We start from the raw sequence: 15,125 nt of genomic DNA on the forward strand, positions 1-15,125 counted from the left end.
TTTTACTCTTCTATTTCCACTCCATACACTTTTTTAGGGTTTTCGACGTGAATTCTGTAGACGTCTTCCTCCGTGAATATCCCTTGCTGGAGGAATCCCTTCGTCCTCTTGGGAACCGTCTTCGGCCCGAGAACTGCTCCGGGTCTTCTCTTGTCGTCTATGTAGTCCGTCTCCATCATGAAGCGGTTTCCCTGCTTTATGGCCTCTTCGATGTTCTTTCTGCTCGCTATGATGCTCGGGAAGACCCCAACTTCTTCTGCCACTTTCACGAGGGGTGGAGAGAAGTGCTTGACGACCCTGTGGGGCTTTATCCCGACTTCCTTTACATATCCTCCAAGCTCCCTGAACTTCTCTTCGTCGAAGCTCTCCGTGTGGAGCTGGACGGCGCAGTCGGCCTCCTTTGCCAGACTCATCCCGTACTTCATCAGCTCTATGCTCGCTTTCCAGATCTCCTCAGGAACTTCGTAGTGTGGCCTTCCAATCTCACCTATGCCTATTGCCTTCCCTTCAAGGCAGAGCTTCTGGGCATATTCCAGGGCCCTCATGACCTCGTTTTTAGCGTACTCAAGTCCCTTTTGTCTGGCAAGGTAGTCGAACTCAGCCGGGTGGACTCCTACGACGGCGTAGGCTTTAACCTGTGTCTCCCTGTTTATCTTTTCGACGAGTTCAACGTGAAAGTCCATTGCCTTCATGAAGTCCTCTGCCTTGAGTCCCGGAAGCCCATAGTCATGGGCTGTCTTGTAGACAACTACCAGGTGCGTCCCCCCCGCCCGGTGGAACTGCTTGACGGCTTCTAGAAAGAGGCCGTGATAGGGGTCAACGTGGAAGTGGTCGTCCCAGATTATCATTTCAATCACCTCACGACTGATAAACTTCAAGGATCTGGTCTTCTTTGGCTTTAGTTGGGGCTTCCATCATAATGGCCACTCTGTCGCCGGTAACGGCAAAGTCAACCTTCCTGTGCTCCCTCTCAATAGCCCGGATAACCCCAACGCTCGGCCCCTTGAGCTTGTAGCCCGGGTAGATTATTCCTTCGAGGACTTCCCCTATTAAAACCTCTCTAAACGCGACTTTTAGTACTTTCTCGACTCTGAACTTTCCAACGGACTGTCTTGACGCTATTCCTTCTCCTTTGTGCTCTTTTCGCCTGAATATTCGTATCATTCCCTCAGCACCTCAATGACGTCGCCCAGGCTGACTTTGAACGTACCAACGTTGACAGTAAATGAGAAAATGGCCTTTTTAGGGCGTACTCTTATTGCCTCATTCTCCATATTGAGCTCTACAACCGAAGAGGCGACAGACTCGAGCATTGGTAGGGGATTTGGATTCATGCTCTTCAGGATGGGCGTTTCTATAATGTTTGCTGTGACCCTATGGGGGGAGTCTAGGTTTTCCTTGAAGTACCTCACTATGGGATATAGGTCGCGCAGATTGCGCTGAAACATGAGCAACCTTTCCATGCCGAGAATTAGAAGGATATGGGCGTTTTCTCCGACAATCTTGGAAATCACTATCTCCTTCTTTGGGATGTATAGGTTGGGATCAGCCTCGAATGAAAGCTTTTCTACAACGTTCCCAACGCCATCGATTCCAGCTACTTTGATAACGTTTATGCTCTCCAGTGGAACGTAAAAACCCATCAGTTCAAGATGTTTTATATAAATCGGGAGGGTGTCGAATATGTCTTCCACGATCAGTGGGATCCCGTTTTTCTGGGATATCTTTAGCAGAGCATAGAAACTCAGTTCTGCACTTAGGGAGGTGCTGTTTTCAATAAGAACAAGACTGCCCGGTTTAAATGTTTCGCCCTGAAAAAATGGAATTTGGGGGTCATCATAGGTGCGAGTTTCTTTCTCCACTAACGATCCCTCCCACGTCTATTCCAATCGTGGTGCCTATCACGACAGGATTAATGCTCTTTTTAAACGTCAGGATCGCACCCGTAGGGTATGGCCTCGTTTCAACAACTGTAGTTGCCACCCTCTCAAGTTCGGGGAGGAAGAAGCCGGGCATCATGCTTTCAACTATGTCTCTGTTTATCAGGTAAACAGCCTTCCGATTCTTGTTTCCAACGTATTTTTGGAGGCTTAGTAGAAGCCTGTAGAAGTCCCTGGAATCGCGCATGATCATCAGAACGTTCTCTAGTCCAAGAACCAGGTTTATTGCCGGCGTTTTCACATTTTCCAAAATCTCAGCACTTGCGTTGGTGTAATTTTTTATGTATACTCTCGGATCTGGATGAAACTCTATCCATTTGACTTTTCCTCCGATATCGTGGGTTCCCCCAGTTTTCACGACGTATGCGTGATCAAGGTTAACCTCCACGCCCATGAGCCTGAGGTGGAGAACTAGAGTATATAGGGTGTCAAAATTATCGTCTATTATGAGGGGTATCCCGTTCTCCCTGGTGTAATCTGCACTCAGCTTTAACGTGAATTCCGGCACATAAGACGTTCTATATTCTACCAGCACGCTCTCGCCAGGTTGTATTATATCAATGATGTCCTGGAAGTTTACGAATTCAACACTGGGAATTTCCCGGCTCAATGTGATCACCACTTTTAGGTTGGTCATGAGATTTGACTGTCCATAATTTGGTGGTTTGGTGCTTATATCCTTTCTCTCGCTTAAGTGTCCAGCAGTTCTTTTAGTACGTCCTTGGCGGTCTCAAGTATTACTTCTGGCTCTGCATCTACCTTCCCCCTAGCCAGGTTGTCGGTTCCACCACCCTTTCCGCCCAGCTTGGACGCTACTCGCTCAAAGAGCTCTCTCATTGAAACGTTTACACCCTCGTTTCTGGCGAAAAGTACGTAGTTCTTTCCTGCTACGAGCAAAACTGTCCCGGGGTTCTTTTCAACGAACTTCACCGCAAAGCCCTGGGCCTCTTTCATGGGTTCCTCTTCAATCAGGGTTGCTACTTTGACGTCTCCTATCTTCTCGGCCTTCTCCTGGATGTACTTGCCCTTCCATTCCCAGAGACCCCCTCTGAGTTCGTCTTTTTCTGCCTCTAGCTTGTCTATTGTCCCCTTAAGCTCCTTGATCCTCTCAACGAGCGGCGGGTTCTTGTTTGGCATCTCGTCAAGTGCTTCCCAGTAGTCCGATAAGATGCCGTTAAGCGCTCTCAACGCCCTGTTTCCTGCGACGAACTCTATCCTCCACAGCTTCCTGCTCTTCCGATAGAACCCGAGTATTTTGAGGAAGCCGATCTCGCGGGTGCTCCTCACATGGGTTCCGCCGCATGGTGTCGCATCAACGGTTCCGATTTTGACGATCCTTATCCTGTCGTGGACTTTGCTGACGTGCTTTCGCAGGATTCTCACAACGTCTTCCGGAAGGTACTGGTACTCCTCGATCTCCACCGGCAGGTCTCCCCAGATTGCCTCGTTTGTCTTTCTCTCTATCTCGTTTATCATCTCCCAAGTAAGCTCGCCCGAATAATCAATCTCGATCTTGTTGTAGTTCTCAAAGATCTGGAAGCCCGTGGTCTCGGCCCCGTAGAGTCCCTTGATTATTGCTGAAAGGATGTGTTGCCCCGTATGTTGCCGCATGTTCTCGTATCTCCATCCCCAGTCAAGGATCAGCCTAACTTCTTCCCCCGCCTCCGGCAGCCTTCCCTCTAACTTCCCTTCATGCCAGATCTCTTTTTTTCCGCTGACCTTTTCAACTAGAACTCTGAAGCCGCCACCCACTATAATCCCCCTGTCAGATGGCTGGCCGCCGCCTTCCGGATAGAATATTGTTCTGTCGAGGAGAACCTTCACTCTCCCATTTCCAGCCGGCTCGACTTTCTCCACCTTAGCAGTGGCTTCGCGAAGGTACGGGTCTTTGTAAAACAGCTTTTCAGTCATTGCACATCACTCTCCTTCGAGTATTCGCTAACCATGGTTCTAAGAAGAGACGCAAGCTCCTTATTGTACCTGTCCTGCATCTCGGAGAACTTTTTGAGTGCGACGGCTATTCCGTTGAGCCTCTTTATATCGTTTACAATCTCTTCTTGCTCATTTGAAATCTCGCTGAGAACAGAGCTTATCTCAACTATCGTGCTGATATCCCTGCCAAGTATCTCTGTTCCCTCTTTTATCCTGTCCATGACTGCCAGTGCGTCCCTCAGGGTCTCGAGCTGGTTCATGACTCTAGAGTTGAAGTCCTTTATCTCCTTCGCCAGCTCCATCGTCTGGACGGCCATCTTTCGTATCTCTTCTGCCACCACAGCAAAGCCCCTTCCTGCGTCGCCTGCCCTCGCCGCCTCAATGGAGGCGTTTAGGGCAACGAGGTTTGTCTGCTTGGCAACGGTTGCTATCGAATCACTTATCCTGGAGACGTATTCAAGGTTCTCCACCAGAGTGTTGAACTCCTTTGCGAACGTTTCAAAGCGCTGGAAAAACGGGAGAAAATCCCTCTGGAACGTTTCAAGCTGTTCCATGACCTCCGAGAGCTTTGAGATGTTCTCTATAATGGTCGTGTTGTTCTCCATAAACTGCCCACTGATTTCCTCTGCCAGTTCGCTGATTATCTTGCTCGACTCCTTGCTGGAAGTCTTTATCCTGACAGACAGCGCGAGTGCGTTCGAGGCTTTCTCGATGCTCTTGATGTTCATGCTACCACCTCAGCGGAGCAGATCAACCCCGCACTTGAGGTTCTCAAGGAAGTCATAGAACCTCGGAATGTATCTCCTTGGAATTATTGCGCCGTGCTGTGGCAGTATGGCCTCAACATCTAGATGCCTCACCCTGTTGAGCCATGCCTTTATGGCCCTGTTGCTGGCCATGAGCCTCTCGTGGATTGGTCTCATGGCCTGTATGTGTTTTTCCATGCTTTCAACGACTATGTATGGCTCGTCGAGGAGGGCTATGCCGATGTCTCCCGTGAAAAGGAACTTGCTCCTGTGGTCGTACACCGTGAAGTGTCCAGGGCTGTGGAGGAAATGTGCAGGGATGAACTCCAGCGTAGTAGCTCCAAAACTCAGGGTCTCACCCTCATCAGGAAGCTCATGGGTTACACTCCTGGAGTCTTCAAAGCCGAAGTGTGGCAAAAACCTTGTCCAGAGCCAGTGAGTAACTATCTTGGCGTTGCTTATCTCCCTCCACAGGGGCAAACTGCCGGCAACGTCTGGATCCTGGTGGCAGATGTACACGTACTCTATGTTCCTTGGGTCAACGTACTTGGAGGCGTTGGCGAGAACTTTGGAGAATATCTTGTACCCTCCAGGATCGAGGAGGAAGCCCTTCCCTCTGCTGACTATGAGGTAGCTGTTGACGTCAACGTCGTTTCCTCCTTCTTGGGTGCCGAGGTAAACTACCATGTGTTCTTCATCCCTATAGAGGACGTGGTCTTTCCGAGGGTCGAGTCCCGGCTCTATGAAGTACTCTCCCATACACACACCTCCTTCAACTTAGTAACTCAATGAGTTTCTTTATCTTTCTATTTAATTCTTCAAGGTGTGCCGACACCTCTTCGGCAGAGGCCGTTATTTCTTCGGCAGAGGATGTTTCTTCTTCCATAGCTGCCATGGTACTCTCAATGTTATGAGATATCTTTTCAAGAACCTCCTGGAACTCATCTATAGACTCAGAAACTTCTTTGAGGTACTCAACGAATTCTGTTACCTCCTCAGAATGGAAGCTCAAACTCTTGCTTATGTTCTCAAAGGAGCCAACGGCCTGGAGAATCTTGTCAATGTTTCTCTCTATTATCTCTACTGTCTCCCTCGTTATCTTTTGGGATGCTTTAACCATTTCCTTTATCTTCTCTGCTGACCGTCTGCTGTCTTCGGCGAGCTTCCTAACCTCGTCAGCGACTATTGCAAATCCTCTTCCTGCTTCTCCAGCTCTTGCTGCTTCAATTGCGGCGTTGAGAGCCAGCAGATTGGTCTGCTTTGCGATCTGTGAGATGACACCGACGTTTCTCGCAACCTCCTCGTTGGTGGATGTCATTTTGTGGAGGTATCCTCTCAGATCCTCAAGCTCCTCCTTTATCGCACCTAAAGACTTGCTCTCCTCCTCGCTCTCTCTGACAGTCTGGCTGAGACTCTCTCTTATCTCCTCTGCCTGGGTTACTATTCTCCCAACGTTTCCCACTATCTCTTCCAGATTACTCCGTGATTCGCTTATCATCTCCCCGATTTCTTGGGTTCTAATGGATACATCCTGAGAGGCCTGAGAAATCTGGGAGATTGCCTCAACTACTTCCTTCATTGATGAGTCTATGTCGCTTGTATGACTTTCCATCTCCTTGATTTTCTCCACTAGTGCTTGGATCCACCCCTCTTCGAGCAGGGCGTTTCCATTGACGAGTCTCCTCATGAACTCCACGATGAGCTCCTGATTATCTGCCTCTTTGAGGACGAGCGGTAGAATCTTCTCAACGACGGGCCTGTAATGAACTCTCCCAAAGTGGGCGAAGTCGAATCCATAGTCAAGCAGGTGAGCCTTCCCAGCCCTGAGGAGAGCGTCCTTGTTGAAGCTGTTATGGAATAGGTCTCTCATGTAGCTTTTCATAGCCTCCGCGTGCTTTCTCTTGGCCTCCTCTGATATGGGGAGCGTTCTGTGAACATCGTCTATTATCTGATTGATCTCGTGCCCAATCTTGCTGTATATCTCCTCCAATGTCTTGGCCATAAGAATCACCACGTAGGAATAGAGTCACTCTTTACTAATCTTTAATCTTAGTGACGAAAAAGAAATATTTAAGCGGTTTGCCTACATAAGAACCTACATAAACAGGGATAAAAGAGAAAAATGCTCAAGAGCCACTTCTGGCCTCGATGAGGGCTTTCACCCTCTTTAGCCTGAAGAAGTTCTCGCGCTCCATCTCATCTAGTCTCTGCTTGATGAACTTGACCGTTGCCTCCATGCGCGGAATTATGATGTACTCCAGTGCATTGACGCGCCTCTTCGTGACCTCTATCTCCTTGGCGAGCCTCTTGAGGGTCTCTTCTACCTCGGCCAGACGGACGGCTAGGTCGAGAACCTCCTCGAACTTTTCAGCGGCCAGATCCACCCTGACCGAGCTTGAGACGAAAGCGTATCCCCTCTCTCCCGCGCTTCTCTTAAAGGACTCCGATTCAATGAGAGGCACCGGAACACCCATCACGTTCCTGGTCTTTACCTCAACTTCGTGGTTCGGCTTAACTGATAGGCTTATCTCCTTCAGGCGGAGCGTACCGACGTCTATCTCCGCCCTCTGAAGGGTCTTGAAGGCCTCCATCATCTTTTCGTTCAGCTCTTCCCTCAGGCGGAGTGCCTCGTCGTAGATCGTGAAGAACTCCATGACGAGGGCGTCCTGCTTGTCCTTGAGGAGCTTGTGGCCCTTCTTGGCTAATGTAATGCGCCTCTTGAGGTTCAGGAGCTCCATCCTGGTGGGCTTCACGTTGAGCAGCTCTGCCATCTCGACCACCTAAAAATTTTGAAGGGGCTCACTCGCCCCTCTTCCTGTACTTCGGGTGGTACTTGAGGATATACTCCTTCCTGACACGCTTGAGCTCGCTCTCCGGAAGCTCTGCCAGGAGCTCCCAGCCGAGGTCGAGTGTTTCGAAGATGCTCCTGTCCTCGTCATACCTCTGGGCGACAAATTCTCTCTCAAACCTGTCCGCGAACTTGAGGTACTTCCTGTCGGTCTCGCTGAGGGCTTCCTCACCGACGACTGCAACGAGGTCTCTGAGAGACCTGCCCTCGGCGTAGGCCGCGTAGAGCTGCTGGCTGAGCTGCGGGTGGTCTTCCCTTGTCCTGCCCTTACCGATACCGTCTTTCATCAGACGGCTGAGGGACGGAAGAACGTCAATGGGAGGGTAGATACCCTTCCTGTGGAGCTCTCTGCTGAGAACTATCTGTCCCTCGGTGATGTAACCGGTAAGGTCCGGAATCGGGTGGGTGATGTCGTCGTCGGGCATCGTCAGGATGGGCATCTGGGTTATGCTTCCCTTCTTACCCCTGACCCTTCCGGCACGCTCGTAGATAGTGGCTAAGTCAGTGTACATGTAACCCGGATAACCACGCCTTCCGGGAACCTCCTCTCTGGCAGCTGATATTTCACGAAGAGCTTCAGCGTAGTTGGTCATGTCGGTGAGGATAACAAGAACCTGCATGTCGTAGTCGAATGCCAAATACTCAGCAACGGTGAGGGCCATACGCGGGGTGATGATACGCTCGATTGCCGGGTCGTCCGCTAAGTTGAGGAACAAGACCGCCCTCTCTATTGCGCCGGTCTCCTCAAAGCTCTTCTTGAAGAAGTTGGCCTCCTCGTAGGTAATACCCATTGCCGCGAAGACAACCGCGAACTGCTCCTCCTCACCGAGGACCTTTGCCTGCCTCGCTATTTGCGCTGCCAGCATGTTGTGTGGCAGACCTGAGCCACTGAATATCGGGAGCTTCTGGCCGCGGACGAGGGTGTTCATGCCGTCTATGGCCGAGATACCGGTCTGAATGAAGTCTCTGGGATAGGCACGGGCAACGGGGTTGAGCGGCGCACCGTGCACATCGCGCCTGTCCTCAGGGATTATCTCAGGCCCGCCGTCGATCGGCTTGCCGATACCGTTGAATATCCTTCCGAGCATGTCCATTGAAACAGGAACTTTGAGGGTCTCGCCCGTGAAGCGGACTCTGGTGGTCTTGATATCGAGGTCTCTGGTTCCCTCGAAGACCTGCACAATCGCCATGTCCTCCCTCGCCTCAAGGACCTGTCCCTTCCTCTTCTCGCCGCTCTCGGTCTCTATCTCAACGACCTCACCGTAGGCGACTCCTTTGACGCCCTGGACGATCATCAGCGGGCCGTAAATCTTGCTAACGGTTGAGTACTCCATACCCGGCATGATCATCACGCCCCGTACCTCTTGAAGAGCTCCTCAAACTGCTGGTTCGTCTCATCGATGAGTGCCCTAACCTTCTCAACGTCGGGCTCGAACTTCATACGGCCTATCTTCTCCCTGACCGGAAGCTTGGCTATCTCGTCCACTGGAATTCCCCTGTCAACTGCCTGCATGGTCTTCTCGTAGAAGTTGAGGATAACGCGCATCATCGTTACCTGCTTCTTCGGCGGGCAGTAGGTATCAACTTCATCAAAGGCGTCCTGCTGGAGGTAGTCCTCACGGAGCATTCTTGTGACGATGAGTATTGCCTTCTCCCTGTCTGGCAGGGCATCTGGACCGACGATACGGACGATTTCCTGCAGCTCGGCCTCCTTCTGCAGGAGGGCCATGGCGGTGTCGCGCATCTTCCTCCACTCTGGGTCGACGTTCTTGTGCCACCAATCTTGGACGGCGTCAATGTAGAGCGAGTAGCTCCTCAACCAGTTGATGGCCGGGAAGTGCCTCCTCCTTGCCAAGTCAGCGTCCAGCGCCCAGAAGACCTTGACGACACGGAGGGTGTTCTGGACGACAGGCTCGCTGAAGTCACCACCGGGCGGTGAAACGGCACCGATGACCGAAACACTGCCGATCCTCTTGTCGCTTCCGAGGGTGATGACACGACCAGCTCTCTCGTAGAACTCCGCTATCTTCGAGGCGAGGTAAGCAGGATAACCTTCCTCACCGGGCATCTCCTCAAGTCTGCCTGAAATCTCACGAAGGGCCTCTGCCCATCTCGATGTCGAGTCTGCCATCAAAGCCACGTCGTAGCCCTGGTCGCGGAAGTACTCCGCTATGGTGATTCCGGTGTAGATTGAAGCCTCACGTGCTGCAACCGGCATGTTCGAGGTGTTCGCTATGAGGACCGTCCTCTCCATGAGCGGCTTTCCGGTCTTCGGGTCCTTGAGCTTCGGGAACTCTTCAAGAACGTCGGTCATCTCGTTTCCGCGCTCACCGCAACCGATGTAGACGACGACCTGGGCGTCGCTCCACTTTGCGAGCTGGTGCTGGGTGACGGTCTTACCCGAACCGAACGGCCCCGGAATTGCGGCCGTTCCACCCTTGGCCTGGCTGAAGAAGGTGTCGATGGTTCTCTGACCCGTGATTAGCGGGACCTCGGGCGGAAGCTTCTGTTTGTAGGGTCTCTTAACACGGACGGGCCAGCGGTGGTACATCTTGAGCTCCTCGATGGTCCCGTCGGGCTTCTTGACCTTGGCTATGACTTCCTCGACGGTGTAGTCGCCCTCCTCGGCGATCTCAACTATCTCACCTTCGACCCACGGCGGGACGAGTATCTTGTGCTCGATGATGCTGGTCTCGGGAACTACACCGAGGATGTCCCCACCGACGACCTTGTCACCGACCTTGACCTTTGGTGTGAAGTGCCACTTCTTGTCTCTTGGCAGTGCAGGAGCGGTGAGACCCCTTGCAATGAAGTCTCCGCTGAGCTGTCTGAGAACCTCGAGCGGCCTCTGAATACCGTCGTACATCGAGGTGAGCAGGCCGGGACCGAGCTCAACGCTCAGGGATGAACCCGTCCCCTCGACGGGCTCCCCGGGCCTTATACCTGCGGTCTCCTCGTAGACCTGTATGACAGCCTTGTCACCCTCAAGGCGGATGATTTCTCCTATGAGTCCCATCTCTCCGACGCGGACGACCTCGTACATCTTGGCTCCTTTCATGCCGTCCGCAACGACGAGTGGTCCTGTAACGCGTATTATCCTTCCCATTTTCCTTCACCTCTTCAACTCGACACCGATGGCCCTCCTTACTATCTCCCTGAGGGCCTTTTCACCCAGCTTAGAGCCGGACTTGTCCGGCACCTGAAGGATGATAGGGAGCTTGACATCGGGAATTTCGATCTTCTCTGCCAGTCTCTCGGTTATCAGGATTATCCCAACGTCCCCACTCTCAATAAGCTCCCTGAGCTTGTTCCTAAGCCTCTCTACATCCATCGGAGTTTCCTCGAAGACGTAGGCCTCGTGAACTCCCGCAAGCCTGAAGCCGAGTACGGTGTCGCTGTCCCCGAGCACGGCTATCTTCATGCGACCTCACCCACAAACTCCTTGATCACTTCAGGTTCGAGGCCATCACCTATGAGCTTTACCATGGCCCTGAGCTTCCTAACTTCCCTCTCCTTCTTGAGCACGTACGCTAGGGGAGCCGCTATGCTGAGCGGGTAGAACCTGTCCATCTCGGAAATCTTTCTGATGATGTAGTCCTCAAAGGACCTCTCGATGACACTGATGTCCTTCTCGGCTTCCTCGCGGACTTCTCTGATTATCTCGCCGTACCTGGTCGAGTCAAGCTCTGCCAGTGCCATATCGAGGGAATCCACGTGCAGAAGGGAGTCCAGCTTGAGGGAGCCTCCTTCGATGAGCATCGGCTTTATCTCCTCGGCCGAAAGTCCCGCCATCTTCGCCCTCAGCACCGTCATCACGTTGAGCTTGTCTATCCTGAGCTTAATGAACTCTGTCAGGATCGTCCTCTCGTCGTCCTTCCTTGAGAGGGCGTAGTTCAGGAGCTTACCGTAGTATATCCTGTAGAGTTCGGTTTCAAAGGTTCTAACGTCGATGTTTCCCATGATGAGCTTCTGGTAGGGTTCTTCGTAGGGTGTGCCCTCAAGGATCACGAGTATCTCCTCTAGAGTCTTGGCTTCCGCCATCGCCTTGACCTTCGGAAGCATCGGGCCGAGTTCGATAACGTAGTCCGAGGCCGGCTCGTTTGCCAGCTTTGCCTTCACGACGTTGGCTATGTTCCTGACGTCCCACTCCTCCATCATGAGCCTGAAGAAGTCCCTTGAACGTTTGGGAAGTATCTTGAACATTAGCTCGTAGGTCTTCGCAAGGGAAGCATCGAGAGCTCTTTCGATTTCCTCAACCGAATAGCTTGAGACGTTCGAGAGGGTCTCCTTGTAGTCGGTGTCCTCAAGGCTGGCAACGAAGTTCTGAAGGGTTTTACTCTCGGCGAGCTCGTTAAAGCGCTGTTCCGTCAGGAGCTTTGCCTCCATTGCCCTAACCCTTGCGTTCGGGTATGAGTAGGGCGTGTACTTCCAAAGTATCCTGTATGTCTTCCATCCGACCCAGGTGAAGACAACGCCGAGCGTCGTGTTGAGGATTCCCTCGATTACGTTCATCATCCTCACCCAAAGAGAGCCTTGGCGATCCTGGCCCTCAGGTCCGCTTCGAGTCTCTCAATCCTGGCTTCAAAGGTGTTGTCCACCCTGACGCTTCCGTCGGAGCTCTCAACCAGGACGCCGCCGATTGTGCTTATCGGTTCTCCAACCGTTATCTCGACCTCTTTCCCGAGCTTCTCTGAAACGCTCTTCTTGAACTCTGGGAGCTTCTCAATGATGAGCTTGAGGGTCTCCTCGTTGGAGCGGACGACGGCAGAGTCGAGGTTGAGCTCCTCAAGGGCTTCAGCGGTGAGCGTGACGAGGGTCTGGAAGTACTCATCAGCGGGAAGTGAAGTGAGCCTCTCCCTTAAGGCAGAGAGGACCGCTCTTATCATCTCCTCCTGGACTTCGAGCCTCTTCTTCCTTACCTCCAGCCTGGCGCTGGCTATTGCCCTCTGCTTCTCCATCTCGGCCTGTGTCTTGGCTTTCCTGAGTATCCACTGGGCCCTGTCCTCGGCCCTCTTCCTGGCCTCCTCCTTGATCTTCTCAGCCTCTCTCTGGGCCTCGCTGAGTATGTACTGTATCTTCTGCTCTGCCTCTCTGTTTATCTCCTGAATTATCAGTTCTGCGCCTTCCATTCTTCAATCCTCCTCAAGTTGTAAAAAGGAGAGGGCTTCAGAAGCCAACGCCGGTGGCTATCATGATGAGCGCACCGACGAGACCGAAGATGGCCATGGTCTCGGCCATAGCGGCGAAGATGATGCCCTGGGTGAAGGTCTTCGGGTTCTTGGCGACGGCACCGATGCCAGCGCTGGCGATGATACCCTGCGGGATGGCTGAGAGACCAGTAAGTCCAACAGTGAGGCCAGCACCAAAGAGTATGGCGCTCTTTATGAGGTTCTGGGTGTTCGGCTCCGCGAACTTGAAGCCACCGCCGATGATCCCAGCGCTGAGCAGGATGAGGAACAGGGTAATGAGGCCGTAGATACTCTGGGTCATTGGCAGACCCTCAAGGATGAGGGCGTTCTTGAAGTTCTTCTCGTCCTCTGCAACAACTCCAGCTGCTGCAGCACCTGCGACACCTACACCAAAGGCTGAAGCGGCTCCGGCGAGACCGGCGGCGAGCGCCGCTCCAAGGGATACGTAAACTATCGGGTCCATTTTTCAAACACCTCCATCAGCTTTCAGTTCAAGTTTTGAAACCTCTCTTTTGGCCCTGAACGGGCTGAAGGGCTTTCCATCGCCCGAGTAAAACGTTCCGAAGAACTCAACATACTGGAGACGGAGTGAGTGGACGAACGCTCCGAGTGCGTTTATGGCGGTTGAAAACAGCTGGCCGCCGAAGAATATTATCAGGCCTATTATCGGGCCGATGTAGAGGAACTTTATGGCCCAGACCATCCCGGCAAGGACGTTGATGACCATCGCTATTCCGCCCGTTGCCAGCGCCAGTGCCATCAGCCTTGCGTAGCTCAGCCACGTTCCCACGAAGCCGAAGAAGTCCGAGATCAGCATGAGGGCCGCTAGACCTCCGTTGCTCAGCACCTCCCCTATAGCGAAGAGGACTATGCCAGCGCCGAAGATGGCCTTCGCTGGAAGCATTAAGCTGGCATTCTGGCTCGCGAAGAGTGCCACGCTTATTATGATGAGTATCCATGGAATCTGCTCGAAGACCGCTCCCTTCTTGTCTCCGTTCTTCCACTTCAGGTAGAAGCCTATGCTGTAGCCGACGAAGAGATGTGCTAGACCTATTCCAAGGGCCGCTAGGAGTACTGGTAGTGGTTCCCTGAGCGGGTCTATTATGCGCCAGGCGTGGGCGTTTGGATCGCCCGTTAGGTACTGGAGAACTATGTCCACTGCGTTTCCGAAGTAGCTTCCAAAGAGGACTCCAAGGAGCATTGTAAAGAACGCGCTCCAGAGCAGGGTGTAGGCGAACTTGTAGGTTCCGTCGTTGAACTTCTTGTGCCCTTTGACTAGGAGGGCCGCTATTATGCCGACTATCAGACCGTAGAGGAAGTCGGTGAGCATGAATCCGAAGAAGAACGAGTAAGTGAAGGCTATTATCGGAGTCGGGTCTATCTCGTTGTACTTTGGAACCCCGTACATCTCGGTGAGCATCTCAAAGGGCCTGGCCCATCCCGGGTTCTTGAGCTTTATCGGTATCTCGTCTAGTTCCTCCTCTGTCGGCTCGCGGACGTTTATGTAGGCCTTTCCTTCCGTTATCTTCTTGATGCCCTCGAGTATCTTCTGGACGTCTGGCCTCGGCACCCACCCGCTCAGTGCGAAGGTCATGTTGGTTCTCGCGAGCATCGGCAGTACCGTTGACTTGTCGCGCTCATTGTCCATGAGCTCCTTGTAGAACAGGACGTCATCGTAGTACTTTTCAGCAAGCTTTGAAGCTTCTTTCTTGGCCTCCTCAAGCTCCTTCTCCTTTTCTGCGAGCTTCCTTGAGTACTCCTTCATGAGCTCCGCTGGAGTGCCCTCCCCCTCCGGAACTTCAAGCCTCTCCACAGAGAACTTGGCAAGGATTGCGTTCACCCTGTCGTGGTCTTTAGCAAGGTTGGCAACAACCAGGAGTATCTTGTCACCGGCGTCCTTAGTGACAACGGCAACGCGGTTTTCGGTTTCCTTTTTGAGGGCCTCTAAAAGTCCGTTAAGCCTTACTCTCTCGACGAGGCCGACGCTGACCTCGACGAGGCCGCTGTGCCTCAGGTATTGGGCCTCTATTTTCAGTGGTGAGAGTATCCTGAGGGTTTCTATCTGCTCTTTTATCCTCTCTATCTCAGTCCCTATTGAGCTTATCCTGTTTTCGGCCGCTTTTATCTCAGGTTCTGCCTTCACAAGGAACTCTTCAACGTCCTTTATGAGCTTCTCAATGCTCTCGTACCTGTATGTCCTTTTTGGTTTTTCCTTCGGGAAGAAGAACTCTTTGATGCTTCCTCCAGCGGTCTTTCTGTAATTTCCTAGGAACTCGACGAGCCTTGACATGCCTATGCTGTATGAGGCCGCTTTTCTGTGGTACTCGTTCGGAGTGTCTTTCTGGGCGAGTTCGACTTTCACCTCTCTTACTTCGACTGCTCCAGCCTCGTGGAGGTACGTTAGAAGGGTGTCCTTATACCTGTTGAGCGTGATTACCTCGAGTTTTACCATCTCTTCGGGCCGGAACAC

16 protein-coding genes are annotated in these 15,125 nt (G+C 52.4%); all 16 read right to left on the minus strand.

Annotation, left to right across the window (positions count from 1 at the left end; all coding sequences use genetic code 11):
• Positions 1–2: 2 nt before the first annotated feature.
• Positions 3–848 (minus strand): TatD family hydrolase, encoded by an 846-nt coding sequence (locus A0127_RS07180; protein WP_062389829.1) that lies wholly within the window; start codon positions 846–848, stop codon positions 3–5.
• Positions 849–858: 10 nt separating this feature from the next.
• On the minus strand, positions 859–1,164 hold the full coding sequence (gene pbp11 / locus A0127_RS07185; RefSeq protein WP_062389832.1) for a tRNA-binding protein Pbp11: 306 nt from the start codon (positions 1,162–1,164) through the stop codon (positions 859–861).
• Complete coding sequence (locus A0127_RS07190) at positions 1,161–1,862, minus strand: DUF257 family protein (protein WP_062389835.1); 702 nt, start codon at positions 1,860–1,862, stop codon at positions 1,161–1,163. The genes pbp11 and A0127_RS07190 overlap by 4 nt, the downstream gene beginning before the upstream one ends.
• Entirely contained in the window at positions 1,837–2,550 is a 714-nt protein-coding gene (locus tag A0127_RS07195; RefSeq protein WP_062389839.1) for a DUF257 domain-containing protein, read from the minus strand. The genes A0127_RS07190 and A0127_RS07195 overlap by 26 nt, the downstream gene beginning before the upstream one ends.
• A gap of 80 nt (positions 2,551–2,630) precedes the next feature.
• Positions 2,631–3,851, minus strand: a complete 1,221-nt coding sequence (locus tag A0127_RS07200; protein WP_062389842.1) for an alanyl-tRNA editing protein — start codon at positions 3,849–3,851, stop codon at positions 2,631–2,633.
• Positions 3,848–4,600, minus strand: coding sequence for a methyl-accepting chemotaxis protein (locus A0127_RS07205; RefSeq protein ID WP_054841325.1), 753 nt, complete (start codon positions 4,598–4,600; stop codon positions 3,848–3,850). The genes A0127_RS07200 and A0127_RS07205 overlap by 4 nt, the downstream gene beginning before the upstream one ends.
• 9 nt (positions 4,601–4,609) lie before the next feature.
• On the minus strand, positions 4,610–5,377 hold the full coding sequence (locus A0127_RS07210) for an oxygen-binding di-iron domain-containing protein (protein WP_062389846.1): 768 nt from the start codon (positions 5,375–5,377) through the stop codon (positions 4,610–4,612).
• Between the two features lie 13 nt (positions 5,378–5,390).
• Positions 5,391–6,620: a methyl-accepting chemotaxis protein gene (locus A0127_RS07215; RefSeq protein ID WP_062389849.1), complete on the minus strand. Its 1,230-nt coding sequence runs from the start codon at positions 6,618–6,620 to the stop codon at positions 5,391–5,393.
• A 124-nt stretch (positions 6,621–6,744) separates the two neighbouring features.
• On the minus strand, positions 6,745–7,389 hold the full coding sequence (locus A0127_RS07220) for a V-type ATP synthase subunit D (protein WP_062389852.1): 645 nt from the start codon (positions 7,387–7,389) through the stop codon (positions 6,745–6,747).
• 28 nt (positions 7,390–7,417) lie between these two features.
• Positions 7,418–8,809: an ATP synthase subunit B gene (locus tag A0127_RS07225; protein ID WP_048053740.1), complete on the minus strand. Its 1,392-nt coding sequence runs from the start codon at positions 8,807–8,809 to the stop codon at positions 7,418–7,420.
• 5 nt (positions 8,810–8,814) lie between these two features.
• Positions 8,815–10,572, minus strand: coding sequence for an ATP synthase subunit A (locus A0127_RS07230; RefSeq protein ID WP_062389854.1), 1,758 nt, complete (start codon positions 10,570–10,572; stop codon positions 8,815–8,817).
• A 6-nt stretch (positions 10,573–10,578) separates the two neighbouring features.
• Complete coding sequence (locus A0127_RS07235; protein WP_062389857.1) at positions 10,579–10,887, minus strand: V-type ATP synthase subunit F; 309 nt, start codon at positions 10,885–10,887, stop codon at positions 10,579–10,581.
• Positions 10,884–11,981, minus strand: coding sequence for a V-type ATP synthase subunit C (locus A0127_RS07240; RefSeq protein ID WP_062389860.1), 1,098 nt, complete (start codon positions 11,979–11,981; stop codon positions 10,884–10,886). The genes A0127_RS07235 and A0127_RS07240 overlap by 4 nt, the downstream gene beginning before the upstream one ends.
• Before the next feature lie 2 nt (positions 11,982–11,983).
• Entirely contained in the window at positions 11,984–12,595 is a 612-nt protein-coding gene (locus A0127_RS07245; protein WP_062389863.1) for a V-type ATP synthase subunit E, read from the minus strand.
• A 37-nt stretch (positions 12,596–12,632) separates the two neighbouring features.
• On the minus strand, positions 12,633–13,118 hold the full coding sequence (locus A0127_RS07250; RefSeq protein WP_054841331.1) for an ATP synthase subunit K: 486 nt from the start codon (positions 13,116–13,118) through the stop codon (positions 12,633–12,635).
• A 3-nt stretch (positions 13,119–13,121) separates the two neighbouring features.
• Positions 13,122–15,125, minus strand: a complete 2,004-nt coding sequence (locus A0127_RS07255) for a V-type ATP synthase subunit I (protein ID WP_062389867.1) — start codon at positions 15,123–15,125, stop codon at positions 13,122–13,124.

Source organism: Thermococcus peptonophilus, assembly GCF_001592435.1.
In the GTDB taxonomy this organism is placed as follows: Archaea; Methanobacteriota_B; Thermococci; order Thermococcales; family Thermococcaceae; genus Thermococcus; species Thermococcus peptonophilus.

Excerpts from the sequence above, each read along its gene's own strand:
- A0127_RS07180 (WP_062389829.1), bottom strand. The coding sequence starts at position 848 with ATGATAATCTGGGACGACCACTTCCACGTTGACCCCTATCACGGCCTC.
- pbp11 (WP_062389832.1), bottom strand. The coding sequence starts at position 1,164 with ATGATACGAATATTCAGGCGAAAAGAGCACAAAGGAGAAGGAATAGCG.
- A0127_RS07200 (WP_062389842.1), bottom strand. The coding sequence starts at position 3,851 with ATGACTGAAAAGCTGTTTTACAAAGACCCGTACCTTCGCGAAGCCACT.
- A0127_RS07205 (WP_054841325.1), bottom strand. The coding sequence starts at position 4,600 with ATGAACATCAAGAGCATCGAGAAAGCCTCGAACGCACTCGCGCTGTCT.
- A0127_RS07210 (WP_062389846.1), bottom strand. The coding sequence starts at position 5,377 with ATGGGAGAGTACTTCATAGAGCCGGGACTCGACCCTCGGAAAGACCAC.
- A0127_RS07215 (WP_062389849.1), bottom strand. The coding sequence starts at position 6,620 with ATGGCCAAGACATTGGAGGAGATATACAGCAAGATTGGGCACGAGATC.
- A0127_RS07220 (WP_062389852.1), bottom strand. The coding sequence starts at position 7,389 with ATGGCAGAGCTGCTCAACGTGAAGCCCACCAGGATGGAGCTCCTGAAC.
- A0127_RS07225 (WP_048053740.1), bottom strand. The coding sequence starts at position 8,809 with ATGCCGGGTATGGAGTACTCAACCGTTAGCAAGATTTACGGCCCGCTG.
- A0127_RS07230 (WP_062389854.1), bottom strand. The coding sequence starts at position 10,572 with ATGGGAAGGATAATACGCGTTACAGGACCACTCGTCGTTGCGGACGGC.
- A0127_RS07235 (WP_062389857.1), bottom strand. The coding sequence starts at position 10,887 with ATGAAGATAGCCGTGCTCGGGGACAGCGACACCGTACTCGGCTTCAGG.
- A0127_RS07240 (WP_062389860.1), bottom strand. The coding sequence starts at position 11,981 with ATGATGAACGTAATCGAGGGAATCCTCAACACGACGCTCGGCGTTGTC.
- A0127_RS07245 (WP_062389863.1), bottom strand. The coding sequence starts at position 12,595 with ATGGAAGGCGCAGAACTGATAATTCAGGAGATAAACAGAGAGGCAGAG.
- A0127_RS07250 (WP_054841331.1), bottom strand. The coding sequence starts at position 13,118 with ATGGACCCGATAGTTTACGTATCCCTTGGAGCGGCGCTCGCCGCCGGT.